Origin of the sequence: Mycobacterium sp. E2699, assembly GCF_001666745.1 — a bacterium.
In the GTDB taxonomy this organism is placed as follows: Bacteria; Actinomycetota; Actinomycetes; order Mycobacteriales; family Mycobacteriaceae; genus Mycobacterium.
Genome location: NZ_LZJH01000088.1, coordinates 20,582 through 43,652, shown reverse-complemented (window position 1 = coordinate 43,652; position 23,071 = coordinate 20,582). Strand labels below are relative to the sequence as shown.

22 protein-coding genes are annotated in these 23,071 nt (G+C 69.7%); 10 read left to right on the top strand and 12 right to left on the bottom strand.

From position 1 onward, the window contains the following. Window positions 1-43: 43 nt before the first annotated feature. Window positions 44-682, top strand: coding sequence for a sensor domain-containing protein (locus A5696_RS14915; protein WP_067880134.1), 639 nt, complete (start codon window positions 44-46; stop codon window positions 680-682). Window positions 683-725: 43 nt separating this feature from the next. Here the strand turns inward: A5696_RS14915 and A5696_RS14910 are convergent, their stop codons facing one another. From A5696_RS14910 to A5696_RS14890, 5 genes are read right to left on the bottom strand one after another with little or no spacing between them, the layout of a single operon-like run. Beyond that, window positions 726-1,010, bottom strand: a complete 285-nt coding sequence (locus A5696_RS14910) for a hypothetical protein (RefSeq protein ID WP_067880131.1) — start codon at window positions 1,008-1,010, stop codon at window positions 726-728. A gap of 60 nt (window positions 1,011-1,070) precedes the next feature. Beyond that, window positions 1,071-2,159 (bottom strand): tRNA 2-thiouridine(34) synthase MnmA, encoded by a 1,089-nt coding sequence (mnmA, locus tag A5696_RS14905; RefSeq protein WP_067880128.1) that lies wholly within the window; start codon window positions 2,157-2,159, stop codon window positions 1,071-1,073. Beyond that, window positions 2,160-3,362: a cysteine desulfurase family protein gene (locus tag A5696_RS14900; protein ID WP_067880125.1), complete on the bottom strand. Its 1,203-nt coding sequence runs from the start codon at window positions 3,360-3,362 to the stop codon at window positions 2,160-2,162. Between the two features lie 42 nt (window positions 3,363-3,404). Next, on the bottom strand, window positions 3,405-4,235 hold the full coding sequence (locus A5696_RS14895) for a 1-acyl-sn-glycerol-3-phosphate acyltransferase (protein WP_067880121.1): 831 nt from the start codon (window positions 4,233-4,235) through the stop codon (window positions 3,405-3,407). Further along, window positions 4,235-5,080, bottom strand: a complete 846-nt coding sequence (locus A5696_RS14890; protein WP_067880119.1) for a GNAT family N-acetyltransferase — start codon at window positions 5,078-5,080, stop codon at window positions 4,235-4,237. Before A5696_RS14890 ends, A5696_RS14895 begins: the two co-directional genes overlap by 1 nt. A 144-nt stretch (window positions 5,081-5,224) precedes the next feature. On the opposite strand from A5696_RS14890, the gene A5696_RS14885 reads away from it, so the two are divergent. The 3 genes from A5696_RS14885 to A5696_RS14875 are packed head-to-tail and all read left to right on the top strand — an operon-like array spanning window position 5,225 to window position 7,323. Next, window positions 5,225-5,863, top strand: coding sequence for a TetR/AcrR family transcriptional regulator (locus A5696_RS14885; protein WP_067880116.1), 639 nt, complete (start codon window positions 5,225-5,227; stop codon window positions 5,861-5,863). Between the two features lie 11 nt (window positions 5,864-5,874). Continuing rightward, window positions 5,875-6,354, top strand: coding sequence for a hypothetical protein (locus A5696_RS14880; RefSeq protein ID WP_067880113.1), 480 nt, complete (start codon window positions 5,875-5,877; stop codon window positions 6,352-6,354). Window positions 6,355-6,360: 6 nt separating this feature from the next. Beyond that, complete coding sequence (locus tag A5696_RS14875; protein WP_067880110.1) at window positions 6,361-7,323, top strand: alpha/beta hydrolase; 963 nt, start codon at window positions 6,361-6,363, stop codon at window positions 7,321-7,323. A gap of 13 nt (window positions 7,324-7,336) precedes the next feature. On the opposite strand, the gene A5696_RS14870 is transcribed toward A5696_RS14875, so the two are convergent. The 4 genes from A5696_RS14870 to A5696_RS14855 form a co-directional block, all read right to left on the bottom strand. Then, window positions 7,337-8,866 (bottom strand): AMP-binding protein, encoded by a 1,530-nt coding sequence (locus tag A5696_RS14870; protein ID WP_231964337.1) that lies wholly within the window; start codon window positions 8,864-8,866, stop codon window positions 7,337-7,339. A gap of 106 nt (window positions 8,867-8,972) precedes the next feature. Continuing rightward, window positions 8,973-10,232, bottom strand: coding sequence for a cytochrome P450 (locus A5696_RS14865; RefSeq protein WP_067880103.1), 1,260 nt, complete (start codon window positions 10,230-10,232; stop codon window positions 8,973-8,975). Between the two features lie 12 nt (window positions 10,233-10,244). Continuing rightward, complete coding sequence (locus tag A5696_RS14860) at window positions 10,245-10,877, bottom strand: TetR/AcrR family transcriptional regulator (protein WP_067880100.1); 633 nt, start codon at window positions 10,875-10,877, stop codon at window positions 10,245-10,247. A 100-nt stretch (window positions 10,878-10,977) separates the two neighbouring features. Beyond that, window positions 10,978-11,982, bottom strand: coding sequence for an LLM class flavin-dependent oxidoreductase (locus A5696_RS14855; RefSeq protein ID WP_067880570.1), 1,005 nt, complete (start codon window positions 11,980-11,982; stop codon window positions 10,978-10,980). Window positions 11,983-12,237: 255 nt separating this feature from the next. Here A5696_RS14855 and A5696_RS14850 point away from each other — a divergent pair, with 255 nt between their 5' ends. Then, window positions 12,238-13,740 carry a cryptochrome/photolyase family protein gene (locus A5696_RS14850; protein ID WP_067880097.1) on the top strand — a complete coding sequence of 501 codons (1,503 nt, stop codon included), beginning with the start codon at window positions 12,238-12,240 and terminating at the stop codon, window positions 13,738-13,740. A 64-nt stretch (window positions 13,741-13,804) separates the two neighbouring features. On the opposite strand, the gene A5696_RS14845 is transcribed toward A5696_RS14850, so the two are convergent. Both A5696_RS14845 and A5696_RS14840 read right to left on the bottom strand, forming a co-directional pair. Continuing rightward, window positions 13,805-14,761, bottom strand: coding sequence for an electron transfer flavoprotein subunit alpha/FixB family protein (locus A5696_RS14845; RefSeq protein WP_067880094.1), 957 nt, complete (start codon window positions 14,759-14,761; stop codon window positions 13,805-13,807). Between the two features lie 52 nt (window positions 14,762-14,813). Next, window positions 14,814-15,614, bottom strand: coding sequence for an electron transfer flavoprotein subunit beta/FixA family protein (locus tag A5696_RS14840; RefSeq protein ID WP_067880091.1), 801 nt, complete (start codon window positions 15,612-15,614; stop codon window positions 14,814-14,816). 284 nt (window positions 15,615-15,898) lie between these two features. Here A5696_RS14840 and A5696_RS14835 point away from each other — a divergent pair, with 284 nt between their 5' ends. The 4 genes from A5696_RS14835 (at window position 15,899) to A5696_RS14820 (ending at window position 21,002) form a co-directional block, all read left to right on the top strand. Further along, the gene (locus A5696_RS14835; protein ID WP_067880088.1) at window positions 15,899-16,708 is read left to right on the top strand and encodes a bifunctional 2-polyprenyl-6-hydroxyphenol methylase/3-demethylubiquinol 3-O-methyltransferase UbiG; all 810 of its coding nucleotides are present in this window, start codon (window positions 15,899-15,901) and stop codon (window positions 16,706-16,708) included. Then, window positions 16,705-18,294 (top strand): glycoside hydrolase family 57 protein, encoded by a 1,590-nt coding sequence (locus A5696_RS14830; protein ID WP_067880085.1) that lies wholly within the window; start codon window positions 16,705-16,707, stop codon window positions 18,292-18,294. The genes A5696_RS14835 and A5696_RS14830 overlap by 4 nt, the downstream gene beginning before the upstream one ends. Window positions 18,295-18,391: 97 nt before the next feature. Beyond that, on the top strand, window positions 18,392-19,636 hold the full coding sequence (locus A5696_RS14825; protein ID WP_067880567.1) for a glycosyltransferase family 4 protein: 1,245 nt from the start codon (window positions 18,392-18,394) through the stop codon (window positions 19,634-19,636). 10 nt (window positions 19,637-19,646) lie between these two features. Further along, window positions 19,647-21,002, top strand: a complete 1,356-nt coding sequence (locus A5696_RS14820) for a TIGR01777 family oxidoreductase (protein ID WP_067880082.1) — start codon at window positions 19,647-19,649, stop codon at window positions 21,000-21,002. Window positions 21,003-21,006: 4 nt separating this feature from the next. On the opposite strand, the gene A5696_RS14815 is transcribed toward A5696_RS14820, so the two are convergent. Then, window positions 21,007-21,681, bottom strand: a complete 675-nt coding sequence (locus tag A5696_RS14815) for a phosphodiesterase (protein ID WP_067880564.1) — start codon at window positions 21,679-21,681, stop codon at window positions 21,007-21,009. Window positions 21,682-21,963: 282 nt separating this feature from the next. Between A5696_RS14815 and A5696_RS14810 the strand changes: the two genes are divergently transcribed. Then, window positions 21,964-23,070: a polyprenyl synthetase family protein gene (locus A5696_RS14810; RefSeq protein ID WP_156738405.1), complete on the top strand. Its 1,107-nt coding sequence runs from the start codon at window positions 21,964-21,966 to the stop codon at window positions 23,068-23,070. Window position 23,071 lies beyond the last annotated feature (1 nt).

Genomic DNA, 23,071 nt, shown 5'->3' with positions numbered 1-23,071 from the left:
GGTGTTCGGGACAGGTAGGTTCAACCCGAGAAGGGTGCGGCTCATGGGGAAATCGGCGCGGCCACTGTACTGGGTGTGCGTAGCGGTGCTGCTGACGGCCGCGTGCACCCGCGTGGTGGACGGCACGGCGATCGCGGGATTCGGCCCGGCCGCCAAGGGGGTGCACGGCGTGAACGTCGACACCATCCTGCTCGACCAGCCCCGGATGCGCGCGATCACCGGCGCCGGCGAGCACCTGACGATCATTCCCTCGATGGATGGCAGCCGCCCGGTGGACATCGACGCCCTCGCCGACACCACGCCGCCCGAATGCCGGTTCCTCTACGCCGAGACGGCGACGTTCGGCCCCGACCTCGAGGAGTTCCACAAGACCACCTTCCAGGACCCGCCGGATGGCGCCCTGATCTCCGAGGGCGCAGCGGCCTATCCGGATGTCGATGCCGCGCGGCGTGCCTTCGGCGCCCTGGTGGCCGCCGTCGGCAACTGCGCGGGTGGCTCTTCGGGCCAGGTGCTGGTCGGCGACTGGAACGCCAACGCCAACTCGCTGCACCTGGGGCCCGGTGGATGCGGGCGCGATTACCGGGTGCTGTCGGTGGCCATGGTCGAGGTCACGTTCTGCGGCTTTCCCCAATCGGTGTCCGACATCGTGATGACGAACATCGCCGCCAACGTGCCGGGTTAGCGCGGCGCGGCCGGGCGAAGCGGGTCGCCACCATCGGGTCAGCTCACCAGTGCGTCGGCGTGAACAACTCGAAACTCGCCTGACCGGAGTGGATCCACATCGCGACGTGCAAGGCCGTGAAGGCCACGGAGACCGCCGCCGCGGCGAGGGCGAGCGCGAAACCGTTCTGGTCGCGGTGCCTGGCCTGGCGCAACGCGAACACGGCAAGAATGCCGCTGACGGCCGGGCTGCCGTACATGCCCGTCAGGCTGAGCACGAACGCCGCGACGGCCAGGGCGTTGGTCCGAACGCCCGGCATCTCGCGCGCGGTGACCTGGGGTGTGCACATGTCTGCTGGTTCCTTTCCTCGCTGTCCAGGAAAGGTTCGGCCGCGGCCCTTGGCGGATCCTCAAGAAATCCTTGAAACCGACGTGCCGGCGATGGTGGCGCTGCCGAGCACCTCGTCGCCGTCGCGGTCCCGCCGGTACAGCACCAGCGTCTGGCCGGGCGAGACACCGCGCAGCGGCGCCCGCAACCGGACGACGAGCTCGTCGTCGACCAGCTCGGCCACCGCGTCGGCCGTTTCACCGTGTGCCCGCACCTGCACCGCGCACTCGACGGGGCCGCGCGGCGCGGCGCCGGCCGTGAACACCGGCGACCGCCCGACCAGCGCGTGGACGTCGAGGTCGGCCGCCTCGCCGACCCGAACCGTCCCGGTCTCGGCGTCGATCGAGGTCACGTAGCGCGGGCGGCCGTCGGGTCCCGGCCCGGCGATGCCCAGGCCCTTGCGCTGCCCGATGGTGAAACCGTGCACCCCGTCGTGGGTGGCCAGCACCGCGCCGTCGGCGGCGACGACGGCGCCGGGGCGCACCCCGATCCGCTCGCCCAGAAAGGCGCGGGTGTTCCCGGACGGGATGAAGCAGATGTCGTGGCTGTCGGGTTTCTGGGCGACGGCCAGGCCACGACGGGCGGCCTCGGCGCGGATCTGCGGTTTGGGGGTGTCCCCGATCGGAAACGCCGCGTGGCGCAACTGCTCGGCGGTCAACACGGCCAGCACGTAGGACTGATCCTTGTCCCGGTCGACGGCTCGGCGCAGCCGCCCACCCGAGAGCCGGGCATAGTGGCCCGTGGCCACCGTATCGAAGCCCAGCGCAAGGGCTTTCGCCGACAGCGCCGAAAACTTGATCCGCTGGTTGCACCGCACGCACGGGTTCGGCGTCTCCCCGCGGGCGTAGGACTCGACGAAATCGTCGATCACGTCCGCCTTGAACCGCTCCGCGAAATCCCAGACGTAGAAGGGGATTCCGAGTACGTCGGCGACCCGGCGCGCGTCGGAGGCGTCTTCTTTCGAGCAGCAACCCCGCGAGCCGGTGCGCAACGTGCCCGGCGCCGACGAGAGCGCCAGGTGCACGCCGACCACGTCGTGCCCGGCGTCGACCATGCGGGCGGCGGCGACCGACGAGTCGACGCCGCCACTCATCGCGGCGAGGACTTTCACTTACGGCGCCCCCGCGGCGGCCAGCGCGGCGCGTCGGGCGCGGTCCACTGCGCCGGGCAGCACCCGCAGCACCGCGTCGATGTCGGCGTCAACGCTGTTGTGCCCCAAGGAAAGTCGCAGCGACCCGCGTGCGCTCGCCGGGTCGGCGCCCATCGCGGTCAGCACGTGCGAGGGCTGCGCCACACCGGCGGTGCACGCCGAACCGGTCGAACACTCGATGCCGTTGGCGTCCAGCAGCATCAGCAGCGCGTCACCCTCGCAGCCGCGGAAGGTGAAGTGCGCGTTGCCGGGCAGCCGCTGGGGGTACCTCCCGCTCGCGGGGGACGGGTCGCGGGCGCCGTTGAGGCTGACGTCGTCGACGCCGGCCAGCACCCCCTCGACCAGGCGATCGCGCAGCGCCCGCAGCCGCGCGGCGTTGGGTTCCAGCCCGTCCACCGCGATCCGGGCGGCCGCAGCCATGCCGACGGCACCGGCGACATCGGGTGTGCCGGAACGGATGTCGCGTTCCTGGCCGCCGCCGTGCGACAGCGGCACGCAGGCGACGTCGCGGCGCAGCAGCAACGCCCCCACGGCGGGCGGACCGCCGAACTTGTGCGCGGCGACGCTCATCGCCGACAGCCCACTGGCCGCGAAGTCGACGGGCAGCTGCCCCACCGCCTGCACGGCGTCGCTGTGCATGGGAACTCCGAATTCGGCCGCCACCGCGGCGAGTTCGCCCACCGGCAGCACGGTGCCGACCTCGTTGTTGGCCCACATCACCGATACCAGCGCGACGTCGTCGTGGCCCTGCAGCGCCTCGCGCAGCGCGGCCGCCGACACCGAGCCGTCGGCGGCGGTGGGCAGCCAGGTCACCTCCGCGCCCTCGTGCTCGACGAGCCAGTTCACCGAGTCCAGGACGGCGTGGTGCTCGACCGCACTGGTGATGATGCGCCGGCGCCGCGGATCGGCGCCGCGCCGGGCCCAGTAGATGCCCTTGACGGCCAGGTTGTCGCTCTCGGTGCCGCCCGCGGTGAAGATCACCTCGGACGGGCGCGCACCCAGCTTGTCGGCGATGAGCTCGCGGGACTCCTCGATTCGCCGCCGCGCCGCCCGGCCGCTGGTGTGCAGTGACGACGCGTTGCCGACCGTGCCGAGCACGGCCGTCATCGCCTCGATGGCGGCGGGGTGCATCGGGGTGGTGGCGGCGTGATCCAGGTAGACCATGACGCGCCCCACGATACCTGCAGGTCCGCAAGGGCCCTAAAGCTAGGAAGCCACCAGCACGTGGCGCCGGCCCGGGCGCTGGGGCACTCCTACGCCCACCGCCGACTGGCAACGGCGGGCCAGCGCGCGGCGGTCGGTGCCCGGCAGCTGCAGGGATTCCACGTGGACGTGCGCCCAGGTGCGGCGCACGGCCAGCAACCGGCACATCGACCGCCACAGGGTGTCGTCGCCGACGAAGGCCGGAGCGGTCGAGACGCAGCCGTCGACGTGGTGGTAGGCCAACCGGAGCGGCTGGACCGGGCGACCGGCGTCGATCGCGGCCTGGAACATCGCCGGATAGAACGACCCGCAGGCCAGCCCGCACCACGTGGTGCCCTCCGGAAACGCCACGACGGTCTGGCCCGCACGCAGCCGGTGGGCGACGGTCTGCACCACCCCGGGCAGCCGCCGCAGATCGGCGCGTTCGATGGGAATGATCTTGAGCAGGCGCACCGAGAGGTCGCCGAACAAATCGGCCCGGGCCACGAACGACCCGGGCAGCACCGAACCGATGGCGAACACGTCCAACCAGGACATGTGGGGGCTGACCACCAGCACCCCGCGCAGGTTCCGGATCGGACTGCCCGAAACGCTGATCCGCACACCGAAGCACCGCAGCAGCACCCGGCAGCAAAACCGTTGCACCCGCACCTGTCCCGGCAGCGGCAGCAGCGCCGGCGGCACCAGCGACACCAGCAGCACCGCCAGCATGACGCGCAGCGTCACCCGCAGCACCACCCGCCACCCCGCCGAGGCTGGCCCGACCCGCACACAGCTGCTGTCGCAGGTCGCGCGGGGCAGCCAGGCGTGGTCGGTGACTGCGGGGGCGCTCATCAGGCGCCGCCAACCATGTCGGCCGCCGCCGAGACGGACCGCAGCCGCTTCAGATATCGGGTGTCGGCGCGCCGCTTGTCCAGCAGCACGCAGAAGTCACCCACCCCGAAGTCCGGGTCGTGCGCGGGCTCGCCGCAGACCTGGGCGCCCAGCCGCAGGTAGCCGCGCATCAGCGGCGGCACCGCCGGGCGCGGCGGCGCGGGGATGTCATCGAGGTCCCGCCCGCCGACGCGGACCGGCCGGTAGGGGCGCACCCGGTAGCGCGGCGGCGCGGCGTGCCGGTTGAGGATGAAGTCGCGGACGCCGCGCAGCTGGCTGCCCGGCACGTCACCGTCGGATGCGTCGCCGATGGGCACCGACACGCAGCCGGTCACGTAGTCGTAGCCGTAGCGGTCCAGGTAGGCCAGGATGCCCGCCCACATCAGCAGCACCACGCCGCCGTTGCGGTGGCCGTCCCGGACGACGGCGCGTCCCATCTCCACCAGCGACGGCCGCAGCGCGTCGAAGGCGCGCACGTCGAATTCCGTTGCGGTGTAAAGCCCCCCGGCCGCGATCGCGCCCGCGGGCGCCAGCATCCGGTAACAACCCACCAACTCGCCGGTGTCGTCGTCGCGGACCAGCAGGTGGTCGCAGTGCTCGTCGAACCGGTCGACGTCGAGGTGCTCGGGCGCGCCGGCCGGCAGGGTGAATCCGGGTGTGCTGCTGAACACGTCGTAGCGCAGCCGCTGCGCCGCCTCGATCGAGCTGGGGTCGGTGGACAGCAACAGCGAATAGCGCGGGCCGGCCGAGCCGGTCGCCGTGCCGTCCGGCTTGTCGCTGGCTATCAGGACAGAAGCAATGCTCATGGGAAACAACGTCGCGTAGTCGTTGTGCTATTCGGCGTCGACGCTGTGACATGTCGGTGCACGTCAGATGACGAAATGTCGCGAAAAGCACCTCAAACTTCATCCGGCATTGCCGAATTTTGAAAACTGATACAGGATTTTGGGATGGCAGCGGTGAGTGAGACGGAAACTGGACTGCCGCAGGGCGGATACGCGAAGCGCCACCGGACGCGCGCGTTGATTCTCGATGCCGCACTCGCGGAGGCCAGCGAGCGCGGGCTGCATCGGGCGTCGGTGACCGGCATCGCCGCACGGGCGAAGACGGCGGTGGGGAACCTGAACTACCACTTCGGCTCCCGGGCCGAACTGTTGCGCGCGACGATGCGCAAGCTGATGGCGGATTTTTCGGCGAGGCTGGCGACCCTGGAAAGCCAACGCGGCGAGCGCACCGGCGATTTCTTCGAACGTCACCGCGCCGAGGTGCTCGCCTACGTCGATTACGTGCGTCACAACCCGGCCCACGTCCGATTGGTCGACGAGATCAGGTTTCTCGAGCCCGAGTTGTACCGCGAAGGCGTCACCGCCTGGGTTCAGCTGCTGTCCGCGCGGCTGCGCGACGGCATCGCGCACGGGTCGGTCCGTCCGATGGATGACGCCGAAATCGCCGCGCAGGCCCACTTCCTCGTCGGTGCCCGGCGGTTCCTGGAGGACCTTGTGTCCGATATACGGCACGAGCAAGAGATCGTGGACGCCTATCTTCGCTTGATACGGCAGGGATTGGGCGCGGTGCCGCCCGATGGCTAGGAGGTCGCAGCATGATTGACGGCACTTTTGACCCGTCGCGCTACCGGTGGAAGGAAGTGACCGGACGTCCCGGATCGACGTACAAGATCCACCACGACTACACCATCCTGGGCTACGACCGGGATGCCTGCACGCTGGACATGGTCGTGCGCTGGCAGGGCGACGGCGGCCACTGCCCGATTCACCGCCACGCCGCGACCACCAGCGTCATCGTGCTCGCCGGCGAGCAGCACCTGTGGGATGTCGACCGAGACGGCTCCATCGGCAACCACCGCTTTCGCCGCGCCGGCGACTACGCGCTGACCGGCAACGACCAGAAGCCCCATCTGGAGCGTGGCGGAAACGACGGCGGCTTGGTCTATTTCGGGGCCCGCCCCGACTCCCCCGACGGGCTTCTCTACGAGATCTACGACGCCGCCATGAATGTCGTCGCGGAGATCACCATCGACTCCTTGGTCACCGACTTCCACGCCGACCATGTCACAGCCTGACCGCCGGTGAACTTGCACATCGATCCCGAGGTGCTCGCGGAGCTTGCCCCGCTGCTGGCCGCCGCCGCCGACCGTGAGCCCCCGCCGGTCGGCGACGTCGCGACGCGGCGAGCGAACAGCCGTCAGATGTTCGCGCAACTGCTGAGCTCCCGACGCGCCGCCGACGGGGTGGCGGTGCAGAAGTTCACCGTCGACACCGACGACGGTGCAGCGCTGCCAGTGAGCTGGTATCGGCCCGACGGAGCCGATTCGTCCGGCGGCGCGGTGCTCTACTTGCACGGTGGCGGAATGATTTTCGGCCTGCGCGAACTGGGCGAGCTCTACGATTGGTCAGCACGCCGCTACGTCGCCGATGCGGGCGTGCCCATGCTGCTCGTCGACTACCGGACCGCTCCCGAGTTCGGCCACCCGGTTCCGGTGCAGGATTGCTTCGCGGCGCTCGTATGGCTGGTGGAGCACGCCGACGAATTGGGTTTCGATCCGGCCCGCGTGGCGGTGATGGGAGACAGCGCAGGCGGCGGGCTGGCCGCGGCCGTGTGCCTGATGGCCCGGGATCGCGGCGGCCCCGCGGTCGCGCTTCAGGTGTTGATCTATCCCATGCTCGACGATCGGACGACCCTGCCCGACCCCGAGTTGGCGCCGTTCGTGACGTGGACCTACGACGACAACATCACCGGCTGGCAAGCGTTGCTGGGAAGCAGCATCGGAGGGCACGGTGTGAGCGAATACGCCGCGCCGGCGCGGGCGGCCGACCTGTCGCTGCTGCCCCCGACCTACATCGACGTCGGGGACCTCGACATCTTCCGTGACGAGAACATCACCTACGCGGGGCGGCTGGCGGCGGCGGGCATTTCGACCGAACTGCACGTGCACCCCGGTTGTCCGCACGCATTCGAAGGATTGGCCCCGGGCGCCGCGGTCTCTCAGCGGGCCATGGCCGACCGCGTCCGGCGCTTGCGGGCTCTGTAGGGAACCGCTTCGCCTACGGCGCCGCGTCGAGCAGGCGCCTGACGACTTTGCCCGTCGCATTGCGGGGCAGCGCATCGACGAAGCGAACGTCACGCGGGACTTTGAACCGCGCAAGCCGTCGGCGCACATAGTCTTTGGCGTCGCCCTCGGAAAGCGACGCGCCTGGCCGCAAGGCGATGAAACTCCGTAGCCGTTGCCCGTACTCACCGTCCGGAACCCCGATGACCGCGGCTTCCAGAATGTCGGGATGGTTGGCCAAGGCCTCCTCGACCTCGGCGGGGAAAACATTCTCTCCGCCCGAGACGATCATGTCGTCGGAGCGGCCGTCGATGAACAGCCGGCCCGCGACGTCGAAGTGACCGATGTCCCCGGTTGCGATCAGCCCGTCGATCGACTCCTTGGTGCCGCCGCCGGTGTAGCCGTCGAACTGGATCCCGTTGGCCACGAAGATCCGTCCCGAGGTGCCCGCCGGCACCTCGCGACCCTGCTGGTCGAACAATTTCACTACGGTGCCCGGCAACACCCGGCCAACGCAATTCGGTTCGGCGGCAAGGTCTTCGGGCGTGGCGATCGTGGCGTAGGCGACCTCGGTCGAACCGTACATGTTGTAGATGACCGGCCCGAAGACCCGCGCCGCCTCCGTGCACAAATTCGCGCCGAGCTGTGATCCGGCGACGAAGATGATGCGCAGCGCGCCGAAGCCGTGCCCGGTCGACGCCTGAGGGCCGAGCTCGATGATGCGCCGCAACATGATCGGCACCGCGATCATCGCGGTGGCCCGATGCCTGGACAGGCTGTCCAGGGTGTCCCGGGGATCGAACCTGCGGCGCACCAGCAGCGTCGAGCCGAAGAGCAGAGCGAGCATCAGATGGCCGAAGCCCAACGCATGAAACAGCGGCACACAGCAATCGGTGACGCCGCGAGCGCGGAACGGCGCCTTGCTCAGCAGGGCGCCCACGGGCACGAGCGAGCGGGGTTCCGATCGGGGCGCGCCCTTGGGCGTGCCGGTGGTACCGCTGGTCAAAATCACCAGCTTGGGTTCGGCGCCGGGTCTCGGTGGTGGCGAGAAATCACCGCCGGCGATCATCGTTTCGAGCGCGGACCCCTCCGGCGAGTCGCTCCACGCCGTCATACAACCCAGCCGAACATCGAGCCCGGCAACCGCGTCGGTGTATTCCTCGTCGTGAACGAGTAAATCCACACCCTCGCGGCGCACGACGTCGGCCAGCTGCGCCGCGCCGAAATCGGTGTTGAGCAGGACGATCCGTGCGCCGCTCTTGGCGGCGGCGAACAGGGCGTCGAGGAATCCTCGATGGTTGCGGGCGAGGATCCCGACACCGGCTCCGCCGCGCAGCCCCCGGCTTCGCCATGCGTTCGCCACCGCGTTCGACCGCGCGTCGATGTCAGCGAAGGTCAACGAGCCGCGGTCATCGATCAGCGCGACTCGGTCACGATGGCGGATCGCGGCCATGCTCACCGCCGCCCCGATCGGGCCGTAGTCGCGCGTCGCGCGCGATATCCGGCCGAGGCCGCGCAACGGCATCGGGCTCAAACCGCCGGCTCGCGCCAACTGCCATGCCGCCCAACACTCCTCACGGGCCCGGGCGGCAAGCCTGCCGGCGGATCGGGCGACATGGGCCATCAGGGCCTCAGCGGTCAGCTGGGCAGGCCGCGGCGCCGCCGCCGTAGTCGACCTGCCAATGTTTGATGCCGTTGAGCCAACCCGAGCGAAGCCGCTCGGGCGCCGAGATCGGCTTGAGGTCGGGCATGTGGTCGGCGACCGCGTTGAAGATGAGGTTGATCGTCATCCGGGCCAGGTTGGCCCCGATGCAATAGTGGGCGCCGGTGCCGCCGAACCCAACGTGCGGGTTGGGGTCGCGGAGGATGTTGAAGGTGTGGGGGTCGTCGAAGACCTCGTCGTCGAAATTGGCTGAGCGGTAGAACATCACGACGCGCTGGCCCTCGGCGATCTGCACGCCGGCCAGCTCGGTGTCTTTAAGCGCCGTGCGCTGAAACGCGGTGACCGGAGTGGCCCAGCGTATGACCTCGTCGGCCACGGTCTCGGGGCGTTCGCGTTTGAACAGCTCCCACTGGTCGGGGTATTCGGTGAACGCCATCATGCCCTGCGTGATGGAGTGACGCGTGGTGTCGTTGCCGGCGACGGCAAGGGTGAGGACGAAGAAGCCGAATTCGTCGTCGGACAGCTTTTCGCCGTCGATGTCGGCTTTCAGCAGCGTCGTGACGATATCGCTGCCGGGATTCTTCGCCCTCATGTCGGCCATCTGCATGGCGTAGGTCAACACCTGAACCGACGAAGCCTGCCCGTCGATGTCGGCGTATTCGGGGTCTTCGCTGCCGGTCATTTCGTTGCACCAGCGAAACAGCTTGTCGCGGTCCGTCAGTGGTACGTCGAGCAACTCGGCGATGGCTTGCAGCGGCAACTGACACGACACTTGCTCGACGAAATCCCCGGATCCCTTTCCCGCCGCGGTTTTGGCGATGTTCTGTGCCCGTTCGTTCAGCTCGTCGCGCAGGCGCCCCACCGCGCGTGGGGTGAACCCGCGAGAGATGATTTTGCGGAGCCGCGTGTGGTGCGGAGCGTCCATGTTGAGTAGCGATGCGCGCGCCGCATCAATGTTCTCCCGCTTCACGTCGTCGGGGTACCGAGGTAGCGCGGTGTTCTGATAGGTGGAGAAGACGTCGCTGCGCAGCGAAACCTCTTTGACATCTTTGTGTTTGGTGACCACCCAGAAGCCGCCGTCGTTGAATCCACCCTTGCCGATCGGCTGATCGTTCCACCAGATCGGCGCCGTCCGGCGCAGCTCGGCCAGCTCCTCGACCGGCAGGCGCTCGCAGTAGATGTCGGGGTCGGTGAAATCGAAGCCGGCAGGCAGGTTCGGGCAGGCCATCGGTTGAACTCCTCAGTCTCCGGGTTGTTCGCGAAACAATGTGCCGCGGATCAGGCGTTTGGCCGACCGCAACGTGGCGTGGTAGGCCTCGGGCCGAAGATTCGCCGCCTGCTCGGTGAGACCGCGGGTGAGCGCGTAGATCGCTTCGACTGTGCCGGCGGGATCGCTGTCCTCGGTCAGGGCGCCGCGTCGCAGCGCATCGTCGATGATGTCGGAGATGATGTCGCGCAACACTTTAAAGCCCACCCGGTCGGGATCGCCGCACCGCAGGTAGGCCGCACTTTCGGCGCGGATGGCCCGCTCGAAGGCGGCCAGGTGCGGATACTCGTGCATCAGCCGATCCGACTCGTCCAGCACCGCCTCCAACCGGTCCACGACGCTGCCGCCGCGCTGACCGGCCACGCGCAGCCGGGGCAGGGCGATCTCCTCGATCTCTTTCACAGTGGCTTTGAGTAGCTCCGACTTGTTCGGGAAATAGTGGTAAAGACTGCCGCTCGTGATCTGAGCCTCGCGCGCGATCTCCCGGATCGACGCCTGCGAATAGCCCTTCTCCGCCACACAACACATGGCGGCGGCGATGATCCGTTTCCGCGTCTGTTCGCCGCTTGCGCCAACCGGGCGGCCCAGCTGTGCCGTAACCGTCATACCGGCGCCGTCGTGCCGCTGACGCAACCCTGCATCTGCGCGTCCCAGAAACCAATCGGTCGGTTGATTAAATCAATCATCGGCGGTTGCCGGGGCACAGTCAAGGCTTGTTCCCCTTTCGGGGTCCGATGAGTTCGGGCAGCACCCGCTCGCCGAGCAACCGCAGGACGCCCCAGCCGTCCTCCAGCGGCAGGCCCCCCATGAGCGGGTTGATGACAACCTCTCTGCGCCCCTCCCGGATCTCGCCGATCAGCTGCCGCGGAGTCAGGATTTCGACGTTGCCCAGGCCGCGTAGCCGATCGACCGAATCGGCCGGGACCTCGTTGGGCCGCCGCACGCCGGGGCGCCGCCACGAGCAGTACTCGGCCGTCTCGTTGAGGAGGAACGGCCCGAAGCTTTGCCATGCGGCGTCGGGATTCTCGCTGAGAAGGGTTATCGTGCTGCCGTTTTCGGGCCGATAGACGAAGCCGGTCTTGCCGCGGCGCTCGAGCTCGTCGGCGTAAACGGCCTCGACCTCGGGCATCGCCATCGGCGGAGAGAACGGCAGGCCGAAGCGCGCCGCGCGCCGGGCGGCGGCCGCGCTCATTCCGCCGATGAAGAAGAACGGGTGTGGCCGTGTCCACGGTTTCGGTGTGACGTTGACCGACCGGCCGTTATACGCGAACGGCTCGTCACCCCACGCCTTGAGCATGACCTCTAGGTTGTGGTCCATCAATTGGCCGCGGACCGACCAGTCTTTGCCGGCCGCGGCGTACTCCTCCGGCCGGTACCCGATGCCCGCCACGAAGGAGAATCGCCCGCACGCAACGTTGTCGAGCACCGCGATGTCCTCGGCCAGTCGCAACGGATCATAAAGCGGGACAAGCAACGCGTTGACACTGATGCGTGCCTTCTGCGTCCGCGCGGCGACGGCGGCCGCCAGGATCAGCGGCGAGGGCAGCCAACCCGTTGCCGCCAAATGATGTTCTTCACAGCTGATGCCGGTGAAGCCGAGTTCATCGGCGTACGCCGCCATGTCCAGGGCCGCGCGGTAGCGCTCGGCGTGGCAGGCCCGGGGATCCGCGACGTTGGTCATGTTGAGCCGCAACGCCAGCATCACACCCATCGCGACGCGCCTTCCTTCACCCATCCGCAGGATGCGCACAACGCCGGCCGGGAGTCAGGCAACCTTCATCCCGCCCCGGTGCACTCGCGGCCAACCGCGGAGGTGATACTCAAAACGGTCAATCAAGCAATTGATTGATTAGCTTAGCGCGGCGGCTGGACCGCGACGTCGCCGAGCACCCCCGCGGTTGAGAGGTGACGCGTCCGGGTAGGAAAAGTATCTGTCGGCGGCCAATAGGACCAGTAGGAATCGCGCGTGAACAACCTTCCCAGCGGAACGAACGGGAGTCGACGGCGTTGGTGTTTCGCCGACCAGCTCGGCCCCCACTTCCTGGACCATCCGGACCAGCCGGTGTTGTTGATCGAGTCCCGGGCGGTGTTCGAACGTCGCCGATTCCACCGGCGTAAGGCCCACCTGGTGCTGTCGGCGCTACGCCACCGCGCGGCCGAACTCGGTGAGCAGGCCACCTTCTTCCAGACCCGCACTTATCGGGAGGCGCTACAGCGGGTCACCGAGCGGATCAGCGTATGTCAGCCCACCTCCTGGGCGGCCGATCGGTTCGTGCGATCGCTGCCGGACATCGACGTGCTGCCTGCACGCGGATTCTGTACGGGCCGAGACGAATTCGGCGAGTGGGCGCGGCGACAGCGCACGCTGCGGCTGGAGAACTTCTATCGTGCCGCCCGCCGGCGGTTCGACCTGTTGATGGACGGTGACCAACCCGCCGGGGGCCGCTGGAATTTCGACGCCGACAACCGCGAACCGCCACCGCGAAACGCCCGTGCGCTGGCCGTGCCCGCACCCTGGCAACCGGAAGAGGACGAAATCGACGAGCGGGTGCGCGCCGACCTGGACCGTTGGGAACGTGACGGCGCAGTAGCCTTCGTCGGCCGCGACGGACCGCGCGAATTTCCGGTCACCGCAACCGAAGCGCAGGCGGCGCTGCAGGTGTTCCTGCGAGATCGCCTGCCGCACTTCGGGCCTCACGAAGACGCCATGCTCAGCGCTGATCGTTTCATGGCGCACAGCCTGTTATCGGCGCCCATGAACCTTGGCTTGCTCGATCCCCTGGAATGCGCCTACGCCGCCGAGGACGCCTACCGTGGGGGACACGCCCCGCTCGCCGGCGTCGAAGGCTACATCCGCCAGCTGATCGGGTGGCGCGACTACATCTGGGGAGTCTATTGGTACTTCGGTGACGATTATCGCCATCGCAACGCGCTGCGGGCACGCACTCACCTGCCGGACTGGTTCGCGAATCTCGACGCCGACGCGGTGGACGCGCGTTGCCTCAAAGACGTGCTGGCGCAGGTGCGCGATCACGGCTGGGTTCACCACATACCCCGGCTCATGGTGTTGTCCAACTACGCGCTGCAGCGCGGCTGGCGTCCCGGCGCGGTCACCGACTGGTTCCACCGATGCTTTGTCGACGGCTACGACTGGGTGATGGTGGCCAACGTGGTCGGCATGTCGCAGCATGCCGATGGCGGGCTGATGGCCACCAAGCCGTATGCCGCGGGCGGTGCCTACATCAACCGCATGAGCGACTACTGCGGGCCTTGCCCGTATCGGCCGACCGAGCGAGTCGGCGCGCGCGCCTGCCCCTACACCGGCGGGTACTGGTGGTTTCTGGATCGCAACAAGCAGTACCTCGCGGGCAACCGGCGGATGAACCAACCGCTGGCCGCACTGCGACGACTCACCGATTTGGACGAAGTCGTACGACAGCAGCGCCGGCTGGGCGGGGCGGCTCCATGAAAGGCGTCATGCTCACCGTCGGCAGAACTATCGCGGCGCCGTTCTCTCGGGACCGGCGCGAAACTCAGCCCTTGCGGGCCTTGATCGCGTCGGTCAGCTGCGGGGCCACCTTGAACAGGTCGCCGACCACGCCGTAGTCGGCGATCTCGAAGATCGGCGCCTCTTCGTCCTTGTTCACCGCGACGATCGTCTTCGAGGTCTGCATGCCGGCGCGGTGCTGGATCGCCCCGGAGATGCCCAGCGCGATGTAGAGCTGCGGGGACACCGTCTTTCCGGTCTGGCCGACCTGGAACTGGCCCGGGTAGTAGCCCGAGTCCACCGCGGCGCGCGACGCACCGACGGCCGCACCCAGCGAGTCGGCCAGCGCCTCGACGACGTTGAAGTTCTCCGCGCTGCCGACGCCGCGGCCGCCGGACACCACGATGCTGGCCTCCGTCAGCTCGGGCCGGTCACCGGCGACCGCCGGCTCGCGCGCCGTGATCTTGGTGGCGTTCTCGGCGGGCGCCGGAACCTCGACCGTGACCTGCTCGCCGGCGCCGGCCTGCGGCTCGGCGTCGATGGCCCCGCCGCGCACGGTGATCACCGGGGTGTCGCCGTTCGCCTGCGACTCGACGGTGAAGGCGCCACCGAAGATGGAGTGCACCGCCTTGTTGCCCTCCTGGACCCCCACCACGTCGACCAGCAGGCCGGACCCGATCCGGGCGGCGAGCCGGCCCGCGACCTCCTTGCCGTCGGCGTTGGCCGACAGCAGGATCGCGGCGGGCGAGTTCGACTCGGCCAGCGCGGCCAGCACGTCGACCACCGGGGTGATCAGGTACTTCTCGACGTCGTCGGACTCGGCGACGTAGATCTTGGCGGCGCCGGCCTCCTTCAGGCCGTCGGCCAGCGGCGCGGCCGTCCCCGGCGCGCCGACGACGACGGCGGCCGGCTCGCCCAGCGCGCGGGCGGCGGTGATCAGCTCGGAGGTGACTTTCTTCAGGGCGCCTTCGGCGTGCTCGACGAGCACCAAAACTTCAGCCATGGGTTATGTCGCTCTTCTCGTGTTTTGGGGGACGTGTGAAATAGGTGGGCCGCTAGATGATCTTCTGGCCGACCAGGTACTGGGCGACCTGATTGCCGCCCTCGCCTTCGTCGGTGACCTTCTCACCCGCGGTCTTGGGCGGCTTGGGCGTCGAGGACAGCACGGTGGACCCGGCGTTCGCGAGCCCGACCTCGTCGGCCTCGACCCCGATCTCCGCCAGGGTCAGCACCGTGACCTCTTTCTTCTTGGCGGCCATGATGCCCTTGAAGGAGGGGAACCGCGGCTCGTTGATCTTCTCGGTCACGCTCACCACCGCGGGCAGGGTGGCCTCGAGGCTGAACACGCCGTCGTCGGTCTCGCGCTCGCCGGTGATCTTGCCGCCCTCGACCGACAGCTTGCGCAGGTGGGTCAGCTGCGGCAGGCCGAGGTACTCGGCGATGATGGCCGGCACCGCGCCGCCGGAGCCGTCGGTGGATTCGTTGCCCGCGATCACCAGCTCGGTGCCCTCGATGGTGCCAAGCGCCCGCGCCAGCGCCCACGCGGTCTGGACCACGCAGGAGCCGTGCATGCCGTCGTCCTTGAGGTGGACGGCCTTGTCGGCGCCCATGGACAGGGCCTTGCGGATCGCCTCGGTCGCACGCTCGGGGCCGGCGGTCAGCACGGTCACCGAGCCCTCGGTGCCGTCGGCGGCCTCTTTTTCGCGAATCTGCAGCGCCTCTTCGACGGCGCGCTCGTTGATCTCGTCCAGCACCGCGTCGGCGGCCTCGCGGTCCAGCGTGTAGTCGCCGTCGGTGAGCTTGCGCTCCGACCAGGTGTCTGGGACCTGCTTGATCAGGACCACGATGTTCGTCATGAGTCTGGTTCGTCCTCCTCGAAGGGGTCCGCAGCGGTCGACTGCGGGACCTCGGTCACGCATTTTTTAACCGCACTTCCGTGTTACTGGCGGGTAACTTTGTGCGGTCTGCCTTCACACCATAGCCGGTCACGCAGGCACAACTGCCCGGCTCCTCCCCCGTCCGCCATCGCGGACGGCATCGGCGCCCGGCGGCAGCTTCTTTCGCCCTGTCCGCCGCCGCCAACAGGGGTGCCCACTTCGCGGTTCGCGAATCCGACACTTCGCGTTAGCCTGCCTATGCAATGAGCGCACACCTGTCCGACGTTCCCCCCGACGCCCCCGGCGACCCCGCGCCGGGGCCCGACGCGGTGCTGACGCTGACCGGCGAGCGCACCATCCCGGACCTGGACATCGAGAACTACTGGTTTCGTCGCCATCAGGTCGTCTACCAGCGGCTTGCGCCCCGCTGCGCGGGCGCCGACGTGCTCGAGGCCGGCTGCGGCGAGGGGTACGGCGCCGACCTGCTCGCGGAGGTCGCGCGCCGGGTGGTCGCGGTCGATTACGACGCGGCCGCCGTGACCCATGTCCGCGCCCGCTATCCCCGGGTGGAGGTCATGCAGGCCAACCTCGCCGAGCTGCCACTGCCCGACGGGTCGGTGGATGTTGTGGTGAACTTCCAGGTCATCGAGCACCTGTGGGACCAGCCACAGTTTGTCGCCGAGTGCGCCCGGGTGCTGCGCCCGTCGGGCCTGGTGATGGTGTCCACCCCCAACCGGATCACCTTCTCGCCGGGCCGCGACACCCCCATCAACCCGTTTCACACCCGCGAGCTGAACGCCGCCGAGCTGACCGAGTTGCTGGTCGGCGCGGGGTTCACCGGGGTGAAGGTCAGCGGGCTGTTCCACGGCCCGCGCCTGCGCGAGATGGACGCGCGCCACGGCGGGTCCATCATCGACGCGCAGATCGCGCGGGCGGTGGCCGATCAGCCGTGGCCGCCCGAGCTGGCGGCCGACGTCGCCGCCGTCACCTGCGACGACTTCGACGTCCTCGACGCCACCGTCGCTGATATCGACGCCAGCCTCGACCTGATCGCGATCGCGGTCCGCCCGTGACCACCTCCGAGGCGCGGGTGCCGGGCTTGTTCACCCTGGTGCTGCACACCCACCTGCCGTGGCTGGCCCACCACGGCCGCTGGCCGGTCGGCGAGGAATGGCTGTATCAGTCCTGGGCGGCGTCCTACCTGCCGCTGCTGCGGGTGCTGCACACGCTGGCCGGCGAGGATCGGCACCGGCTGATCACGCTCGGCGTCACCCCGGTGGTCAACGCCCAGCTCGACGACCCGTACTGCCTCGACGGCATGCATCATTGGCTGGCCAACTGGCGGCTGCGCGCCACCGAGGCGGCCGCGGCGACGAGCATGCGCCCGGCCCCCACCTCGAAGTCGGCCGGCTACCAGTCGTGCACACCGGAAGCGTTGCGCGCCTTCGGGATTCGCGAATGCGCGGAGGCGGACCGGGCCCTGGACGACTTCGCCACCCTGTGGCGGCACGGCGGCAGCCCACTGCTGCGCGGCCTGGTCGACGCCGGCACGGTCGAGTTGCTCGGCGGCCCGCTGGCCCACCCCTTCCAGCCGCTGCTGAATCCGCGGCTGCGCGAGTTCGCGCTGCGCGAGGGCCTGGCCGACGCGCAGCAGCGGTTGGCGCATCTCCCGACCGGGATCTGGGCGCCCGAATGCGCGTACGCGCCGGGCATGGAACACGACTACGCCGCCGCGGGCGTCACGCATTTCATGGTCGACGGCCCGTCGCTGCACGGCGACACCGCGCTGGGCCGGCCCGTCGGCGACACCGACGTGGTGGCGTTCGGTCGGGACCTGCAGGTCAGCTACCGGGTGTGGTCGCCGAAATCCGGCTACCCCGGCCACTCGGCCTACCGCGACTTCCACACCTACGACCACCTGACCGGCCTCAAGCCGGCCCGCGTGACCGGCCGCAACGTGGCGTCGGAGGGCAAGGCGCCCTACGATCCCGAGCGCGCCGACCACGCCGTCGACGCGCACGTCGCCGACTTCGTCGAGGTGGTCCGCGGACGGCTGACGAGCGAGTCGGAGCGCATCGGGCGGCCCGCTCACGTCATCGCCGCCTTCGACACCGAGCTGTTCGGCCACTGGTGGTACGAGGGCCCGACGTGGCTGGAGCGGGTGCTGCGGGCGCTGCCCGCCGCGGGCGTGCGGGTGGGCACCCTGAGCGACGCGATCGACGACGGGTTCGTCGGCGACCCGGTCGCCCTGCCGCCGAGCTCGTGGGGCTCGGGCAAGGACTGGCAGGTGTGGGCGGGCGAGCAGGTGGCCGACCTGGTCCAGCTCAACACCGAGGTGGTCGACACCGCGCTGGGCACCGTCGACAAGGCGCTGTCCCAGCTGGCGTCGCTGGACGGGCCGACCCCCCGCGACCACGTCGCCGACCAGATCCTGCGCGAGACCCTGCTCACCGTTTCCAGCGACTGGCCGTTCATGGTGAGCAAGGACACGGCCGCCGACTACGCCCGTTACCGCGCTCATCTGCACGCGCACGCCACCCGCGAGATCGCCGGTGCGCTGGCGTCGGGCCGCCGCGATGCCGCACAGCGGCTTGCCGAGGGCTGGAATCGCGCCGACGGCCTGTTCGGGGCCCTCGATGCGCGTAGGCTGCCCCGGTGAGGCGGACCGGCTTTCGCGAGCGTGCGTGTCTGTACGTCGACACGCCGCCACGGCCGGCATTCTGTGCACGCTCGCGCTCGTGCAGGAGGCCGCACTCGTGAAGATCCTGATGGTGTCGTGGGAGTACCCACCGGTGGTGATCGGCGGGCTGGGCCGCCACGTGCATCACCTCTCGACCGCGCTGGCCGCCGCCGGCCACGACGTCGTCGTCCTGTCGCGGCGCGCCACGGGCACCGATCCGAGCACGCACCCGTCCTCCGATGAGGCCAGCGAGGGCGTCCGGGTGATCGCGGCCGCGCAGGATCCGCACGAATTCACCTTCGGCGACGACATGATGGCCTGGACCCTGGCGATGGGTCATTCGATGATCCGCGCCGGCCTCGGTTTGAAGAAACCGGGCACCGAGCGGCCGTGGCGTCCCGACGTCGTGCACGCACACGACTGGCTGGTGGCCCACCCGGCCATCGCGCTTGCCGAATTCTACGATGTGCCAATGGTTTCCACGATTCACGCCACGGAGGCCGGTCGGCATTCCGGCTGGGTCTCCGGGCCGATCAGCCGTCAGGTGCACGCGGTGGAGTCGTGGCTGGTGCGCGAATCCGATTCGCTCATCACCTGTTCGGCCTCGATGGCCGACGAGATCACCGAACTGTTCGGGCCCGGCCTGGCCGAGATCACGGTGATCCGCAACGGCATTGACGCGGGGCGGTGGCCGTTCGCGGCGCGCCGGCCTCGCCCGGGCCCGCCCGAGCTGCTCTACCTGGGGCGGCTCGAGTACGAGAAGGGTGTGCACGACGTCATCGCCGCGCTGCCGCGCGTGCGGCGCGCCCACCCGGGCACCACGCTGACCATCGCCGGGGAGGGTACGCAGCAGGACTGGCTTGTCGAGCAGGCGCGTAAACACAGGGTGCTCAAGGCGATTCGGTTCGCCGGGCATCTCGAACGCGCCGAGTTGCTGGCGGTGCTGCACCGGGCCGACGCCGCGGTGCTGCCCAGCCACTACGAGCCGTTCGGCATCGTCGCGCTGGAGGCCGCGGCGGCCGGCACGCCGCTGGTCACGACCAACATCGGCGGGCTGGGCGAGGCGGTGATCGACGGGCAGACCGGGGTGTCGTGCCCGCCCCGCGACGTGCGGGCGCTGGCGGCGGCGATCCGCGCGGTGCTCGACGACCCCGACGCCGCGCAGCGGCGCGCCCACGCCGCCCGCGAACGACTCACCGCCGCCTTCGACTGGCACACGGTGGCCGAGGAGACCGCGCAGGTCTACCTGGCGGCCAAGCGGGGCGAACGCCAGCCCCGGCCGCGGCTGCCCATCGTCGAGCACGCGCTGCCCGACCGCTAACGTTCGAAAGATGGGGCTGGAATATTCGAGCGTGGTCGATGCACCGCGCGCCGAGGTCTTCGCGTGGCACGCCAGGCCGGGTGCCTTCGACCGGCTGTCGCCGCCGTGGCAACCCATGCGGGTGGTCACCGAGGCGGCCTCGCTCGAGGACGGCCGCGCCGTGCTGGCGCTGCCCGGCGGCCTGCGGTGGGTCGCCCGACACGAGGCGGATTCCTACGACCCGCCCCGGCGATTCGTCGACGCCATCGACAGCGCGGGACCGGCGTCGCTGCCGGCGCGAATCGTGGTGCGCTGGCGGCACAGCCATGAGTTCGAGGATGCCGGCGGCAACCGGACCCGGGTGATCGACCGGGTCGACACGCCGGTGCCCGGCTCGTTGTTGCGCCCCATGTTCGCCTACCGGCATCGTCAGTTGGCCGATGATTTGGCCGCGCACCGGCTGGCGGCCGAGCACGGTCTGACGCCGAAGACCGTCGCGGTCACCGGATCGTCCGGACTGGTCGGCTCGGCGCTGACCGCGTTCCTGCGCACCGGCGGCCACCGCGTCGTCGCGCTGGTCCGCCGCGCCCCCACCGGCGACGACGAGCGGCGGTGGAACCCCGACGACCCCGACCCCGAGCTGCTCGCCGGGGTCGACGCGGTGATCCATCTCGCGGGCGCCTCCATCGCCGGCCGGTTCACCGAGGGGCACCGAAAGGCCATCCGCGACAGCCGGATCGGTCCGACCCGCCGGCTCGCCGAGCTGCTGGGCCGCACCGATCCCCGGCCGTCGGTGTTCATCTCGGCTTCGGCGATCGGCTACTACGGATACGACCGCGGCGACGAGGTCCTGACCGAGGACGGTGACCGCGGCGACGGGTTCCTGGCCGACGTCGTCGCCGAGTGGGAGGAGGCGACCGCGCCCGCGGAGGCGGCTCCGGTGCGGACGGTGCGGGTGCGCACCGGCATCGTGCAATCGCCCCGCGGCGGCACGTTGAAGCTGCTGCGCCCCCTGTTCGCCGCGGGGCTCGGCGGCCGGCTCGGCGACGGGCGGCAATGGCTGTCGTGGATCGGGATCGACGACCTGATCGACGTCTATCACCGCGCGCTGTGGGACACGGAACTGTCCGGGCCGGTGAATGCCGTTGCGCCGCAACCGGTCCGCAACTCCGAGTACACCCGCACCCTGGCCCGGGTGCTGCGCCGGCCCGCGGCCTTGCCGGTGCCGGCGCTCGGGCCCCGGCTGCTACTGGGCGAGCAGGGTGCCCGCGAACTGGCGTGCGCCAGCCAGCGCGTGATTCCTGAGAAACTCACCGCGGCCGGGCACCGGTTTCGCCAGCCCGACCTCGAAAGCGCCCTGCGACACCTCCTGGGGCGCAACGGGTAAGGCCTTAGCCCGCGTCCCTGCCGTCGCGGCTGTGCCGGTAGGCGCTCGCCCGGAGATCGGCGAGCCATTCCGGATACAGGCTCAGTCCCGGGGCGGTGTTGGCGACCGGATCGAACGACACGTCCGGCTCGCGGTCGAAGACCCGGTTCAGCGTCAGCCGGGCCAGGGGCGCGAAATCGCCCCTGCCGCAGGCCTGGTCGATGGCGAAGTCGATGCCGCCCCCGTCGATGGCGTCGCGGACGCTGTCCAGCGAGAGACCGAAACCGTTCACAGCACTGATGGTCTGGGCCCGCAACCACCAGATGTTTCCCCGATAGCGCAGCGGCATCAGGCTGGTCAGACTCTGCCCGGTCCACGACACCGTCGGCCGCAGCGCCACCGCCCGGGCCAGCACGCCGGAGCCCGCGGACACCAGCAGGATGTCCCACGGCTTGCCGCCCTCTTGCTGCGGCGCGACGCGGAACGCCAGACCGACGAAGTCGGGCAGTGCGCCCGGCGTCCCGGCGGCCTTGGAGACGCGGGCGACGACCTCAGACGACGGCAGCGGCAGCCCGTCCGCCGCGGGCGCGGTCCGCTCGATGAAACCCTGCGCCAACACGCCGGCGGGGTGGAAAAATCGGCGGCCGCGCAGCGCGGCCCCCCACTGGAAGGGCTTGGTGACGAGATCGGAAACGTTCACCGGCGCCGGGTTCCCGTTCTCGGTCGGCAGAAACCACGGGACGGATCGGCCGGCTGCACGTCCGCCGCCGGTGGAAAACACCACTGGCGAATCGGACGATCATTCAGTAAGTTAATGTTTCAATAACTTAAGCTAAGCGGCGGGCGGCCCGATCGAGCACGTCCGCGATCGGCCAGTTTTGTTTTCTCGTCAAAGGGGTACCAACGCGTGAATCCGAGCCGTTCGAGACTGACCGACCCGGTGAGGGGGGCTTCGGTGGGAGATGTGCGGGCTCTCCAGCGTGTGCGTCTTGCCGAGGCAGTTCCCTCCAGCCCGGCCGCCCCGCCCGATCCCGACCAAGTGGACGCCTGGCGAGCGGGTGTGCGGCAGGCCGTGCTCTCCCGCGTCGCCGAGTTCGTCGCCGACCGGCGCGCCGACGCGCTGGGCGAATGCGGCGTCGACGTGGCCGGCGACGTCTTGGCGGAGTTCGTCGGCGGGGGCAAGTGCCTCCGGTCGACGTTCATGTACCTGGGCTGGCTGTGTGGCGAACCGCCCAGCGACGCGGCGCTGACGGCGAGCGCCAGCCTGGAGCTCCTGCACGCGTTCGCGCTGCTGCAAGACGACGTGATGGACGAGTCGGCATCGCGGCGGGGTCATCCCGCCGCACACATCCAATTCGCCGCGTGGCACCGCCGGCGCGGGCTGTCCGGCTCCTCGCGCCGGTTCGGCGAGTCGGCCGCCGTCCTGCTCGGCGACCTGTGCTTGATCTGGGCCGAACAGCTGCTGCGCGACAGCGGTCTGCGGCCGCACCAGTTGCAGCGGGCGTGGCCGCGCTACGACGCCATGCGTACCGAGCTCGCGGTGGGGCAATTCGCCGATCTGGCGACCGACGTTCGAGACATGCCTACGCTGGAGGGCGTGCTCGCGGTGGCCCGGCGGAAGTCGGGAAACTACACGGTGCGCCGGCCCCTGGAGATCGGCGCCGCCGCGGCCGGCTGCGACGACCGGGTGCTGGCGGCACTGGGCGCCTACGGCTCCGCCATCGGGGAGGCATTCCAGCTGCGCGACGACATCCTCGGCATCTTCGGATCCCCCGCCGCCACGGGCAAGCCCACCAACGACCTGATCGAGCGCAAGGCCACCAGTGTGGTGGTGGCCGCCCACCAGCTGGCCGACCCGTCGACGCGGCTGCAGTTCCGGGAACTGATGACCAGCGAACGGCTCGACGATTCCGCTCTCGACCGCTGGCGAACCCTGATCCTGGCCACGGGAGCGGTGCAGTGGATCGAGCTACTCATCGCCCAACGTGTCGACACGGCACTGACGGCATTGGACGGCAATGTGTTCGACGGTCACCTGCTCGCCGCGCTGGTCGACATGGCGGGCCTGTGCACACGGCGCGCCGCATGAA

Coding starts and splice junctions, on each gene's coding strand:
- A5696_RS14840 (WP_067880091.1), bottom strand. CDS start 15,614: ATGACGAACATCGTGGTCCTGATCAAGCAGGTCCCAGACACCTGGTCG.
- A5696_RS14860 (WP_067880100.1), bottom strand. CDS start 10,877: ATGACGGTTACGGCACAGCTGGGCCGCCCGGTTGGCGCAAGCGGCGAA.
- A5696_RS14880 (WP_067880113.1), top strand. CDS start 5,875: ATGATTGACGGCACTTTTGACCCGTCGCGCTACCGGTGGAAGGAAGTG.
- A5696_RS14835 (WP_067880088.1), top strand. CDS start 15,899: ATGAGCGCACACCTGTCCGACGTTCCCCCCGACGCCCCCGGCGACCCC.
- A5696_RS14900 (WP_067880125.1), bottom strand. CDS start 3,362: ATGGTCTACCTGGATCACGCCGCCACCACCCCGATGCACCCCGCCGCC.
- A5696_RS14855 (WP_067880570.1), bottom strand. CDS start 11,982: ATGGGTGTGATGCTGGCGTTGCGGCTCAACATGACCAACGTCGCGGAT.
- A5696_RS14915 (WP_067880134.1), top strand. CDS start 44: ATGGGGAAATCGGCGCGGCCACTGTACTGGGTGTGCGTAGCGGTGCTG.
- A5696_RS14890 (WP_067880119.1), bottom strand. CDS start 5,080: ATGAGCATTGCTTCTGTCCTGATAGCCAGCGACAAGCCGGACGGCACG.
- A5696_RS14885 (WP_067880116.1), top strand. CDS start 5,225: ATGGCAGCGGTGAGTGAGACGGAAACTGGACTGCCGCAGGGCGGATAC.
- A5696_RS14910 (WP_067880131.1), bottom strand. CDS start 1,010: ATGTGCACACCCCAGGTCACCGCGCGCGAGATGCCGGGCGTTCGGACC.
- A5696_RS14895 (WP_067880121.1), bottom strand. CDS start 4,235: ATGAGCGCCCCCGCAGTCACCGACCACGCCTGGCTGCCCCGCGCGACC.
- A5696_RS14820 (WP_067880082.1), top strand. CDS start 19,647: ATGGGGCTGGAATATTCGAGCGTGGTCGATGCACCGCGCGCCGAGGTC.
- A5696_RS14870 (WP_231964337.1), bottom strand. CDS start 8,866: ATGCCGTTGCGCGGCCTCGGCCGGATATCGCGCGCGACGCGCGACTAC.
- A5696_RS14845 (WP_067880094.1), bottom strand. CDS start 14,761: ATGGCTGAAGTTTTGGTGCTCGTCGAGCACGCCGAAGGCGCCCTGAAG.
- A5696_RS14865 (WP_067880103.1), bottom strand. CDS start 10,232: ATGGCCTGCCCGAACCTGCCTGCCGGCTTCGATTTCACCGACCCCGAC.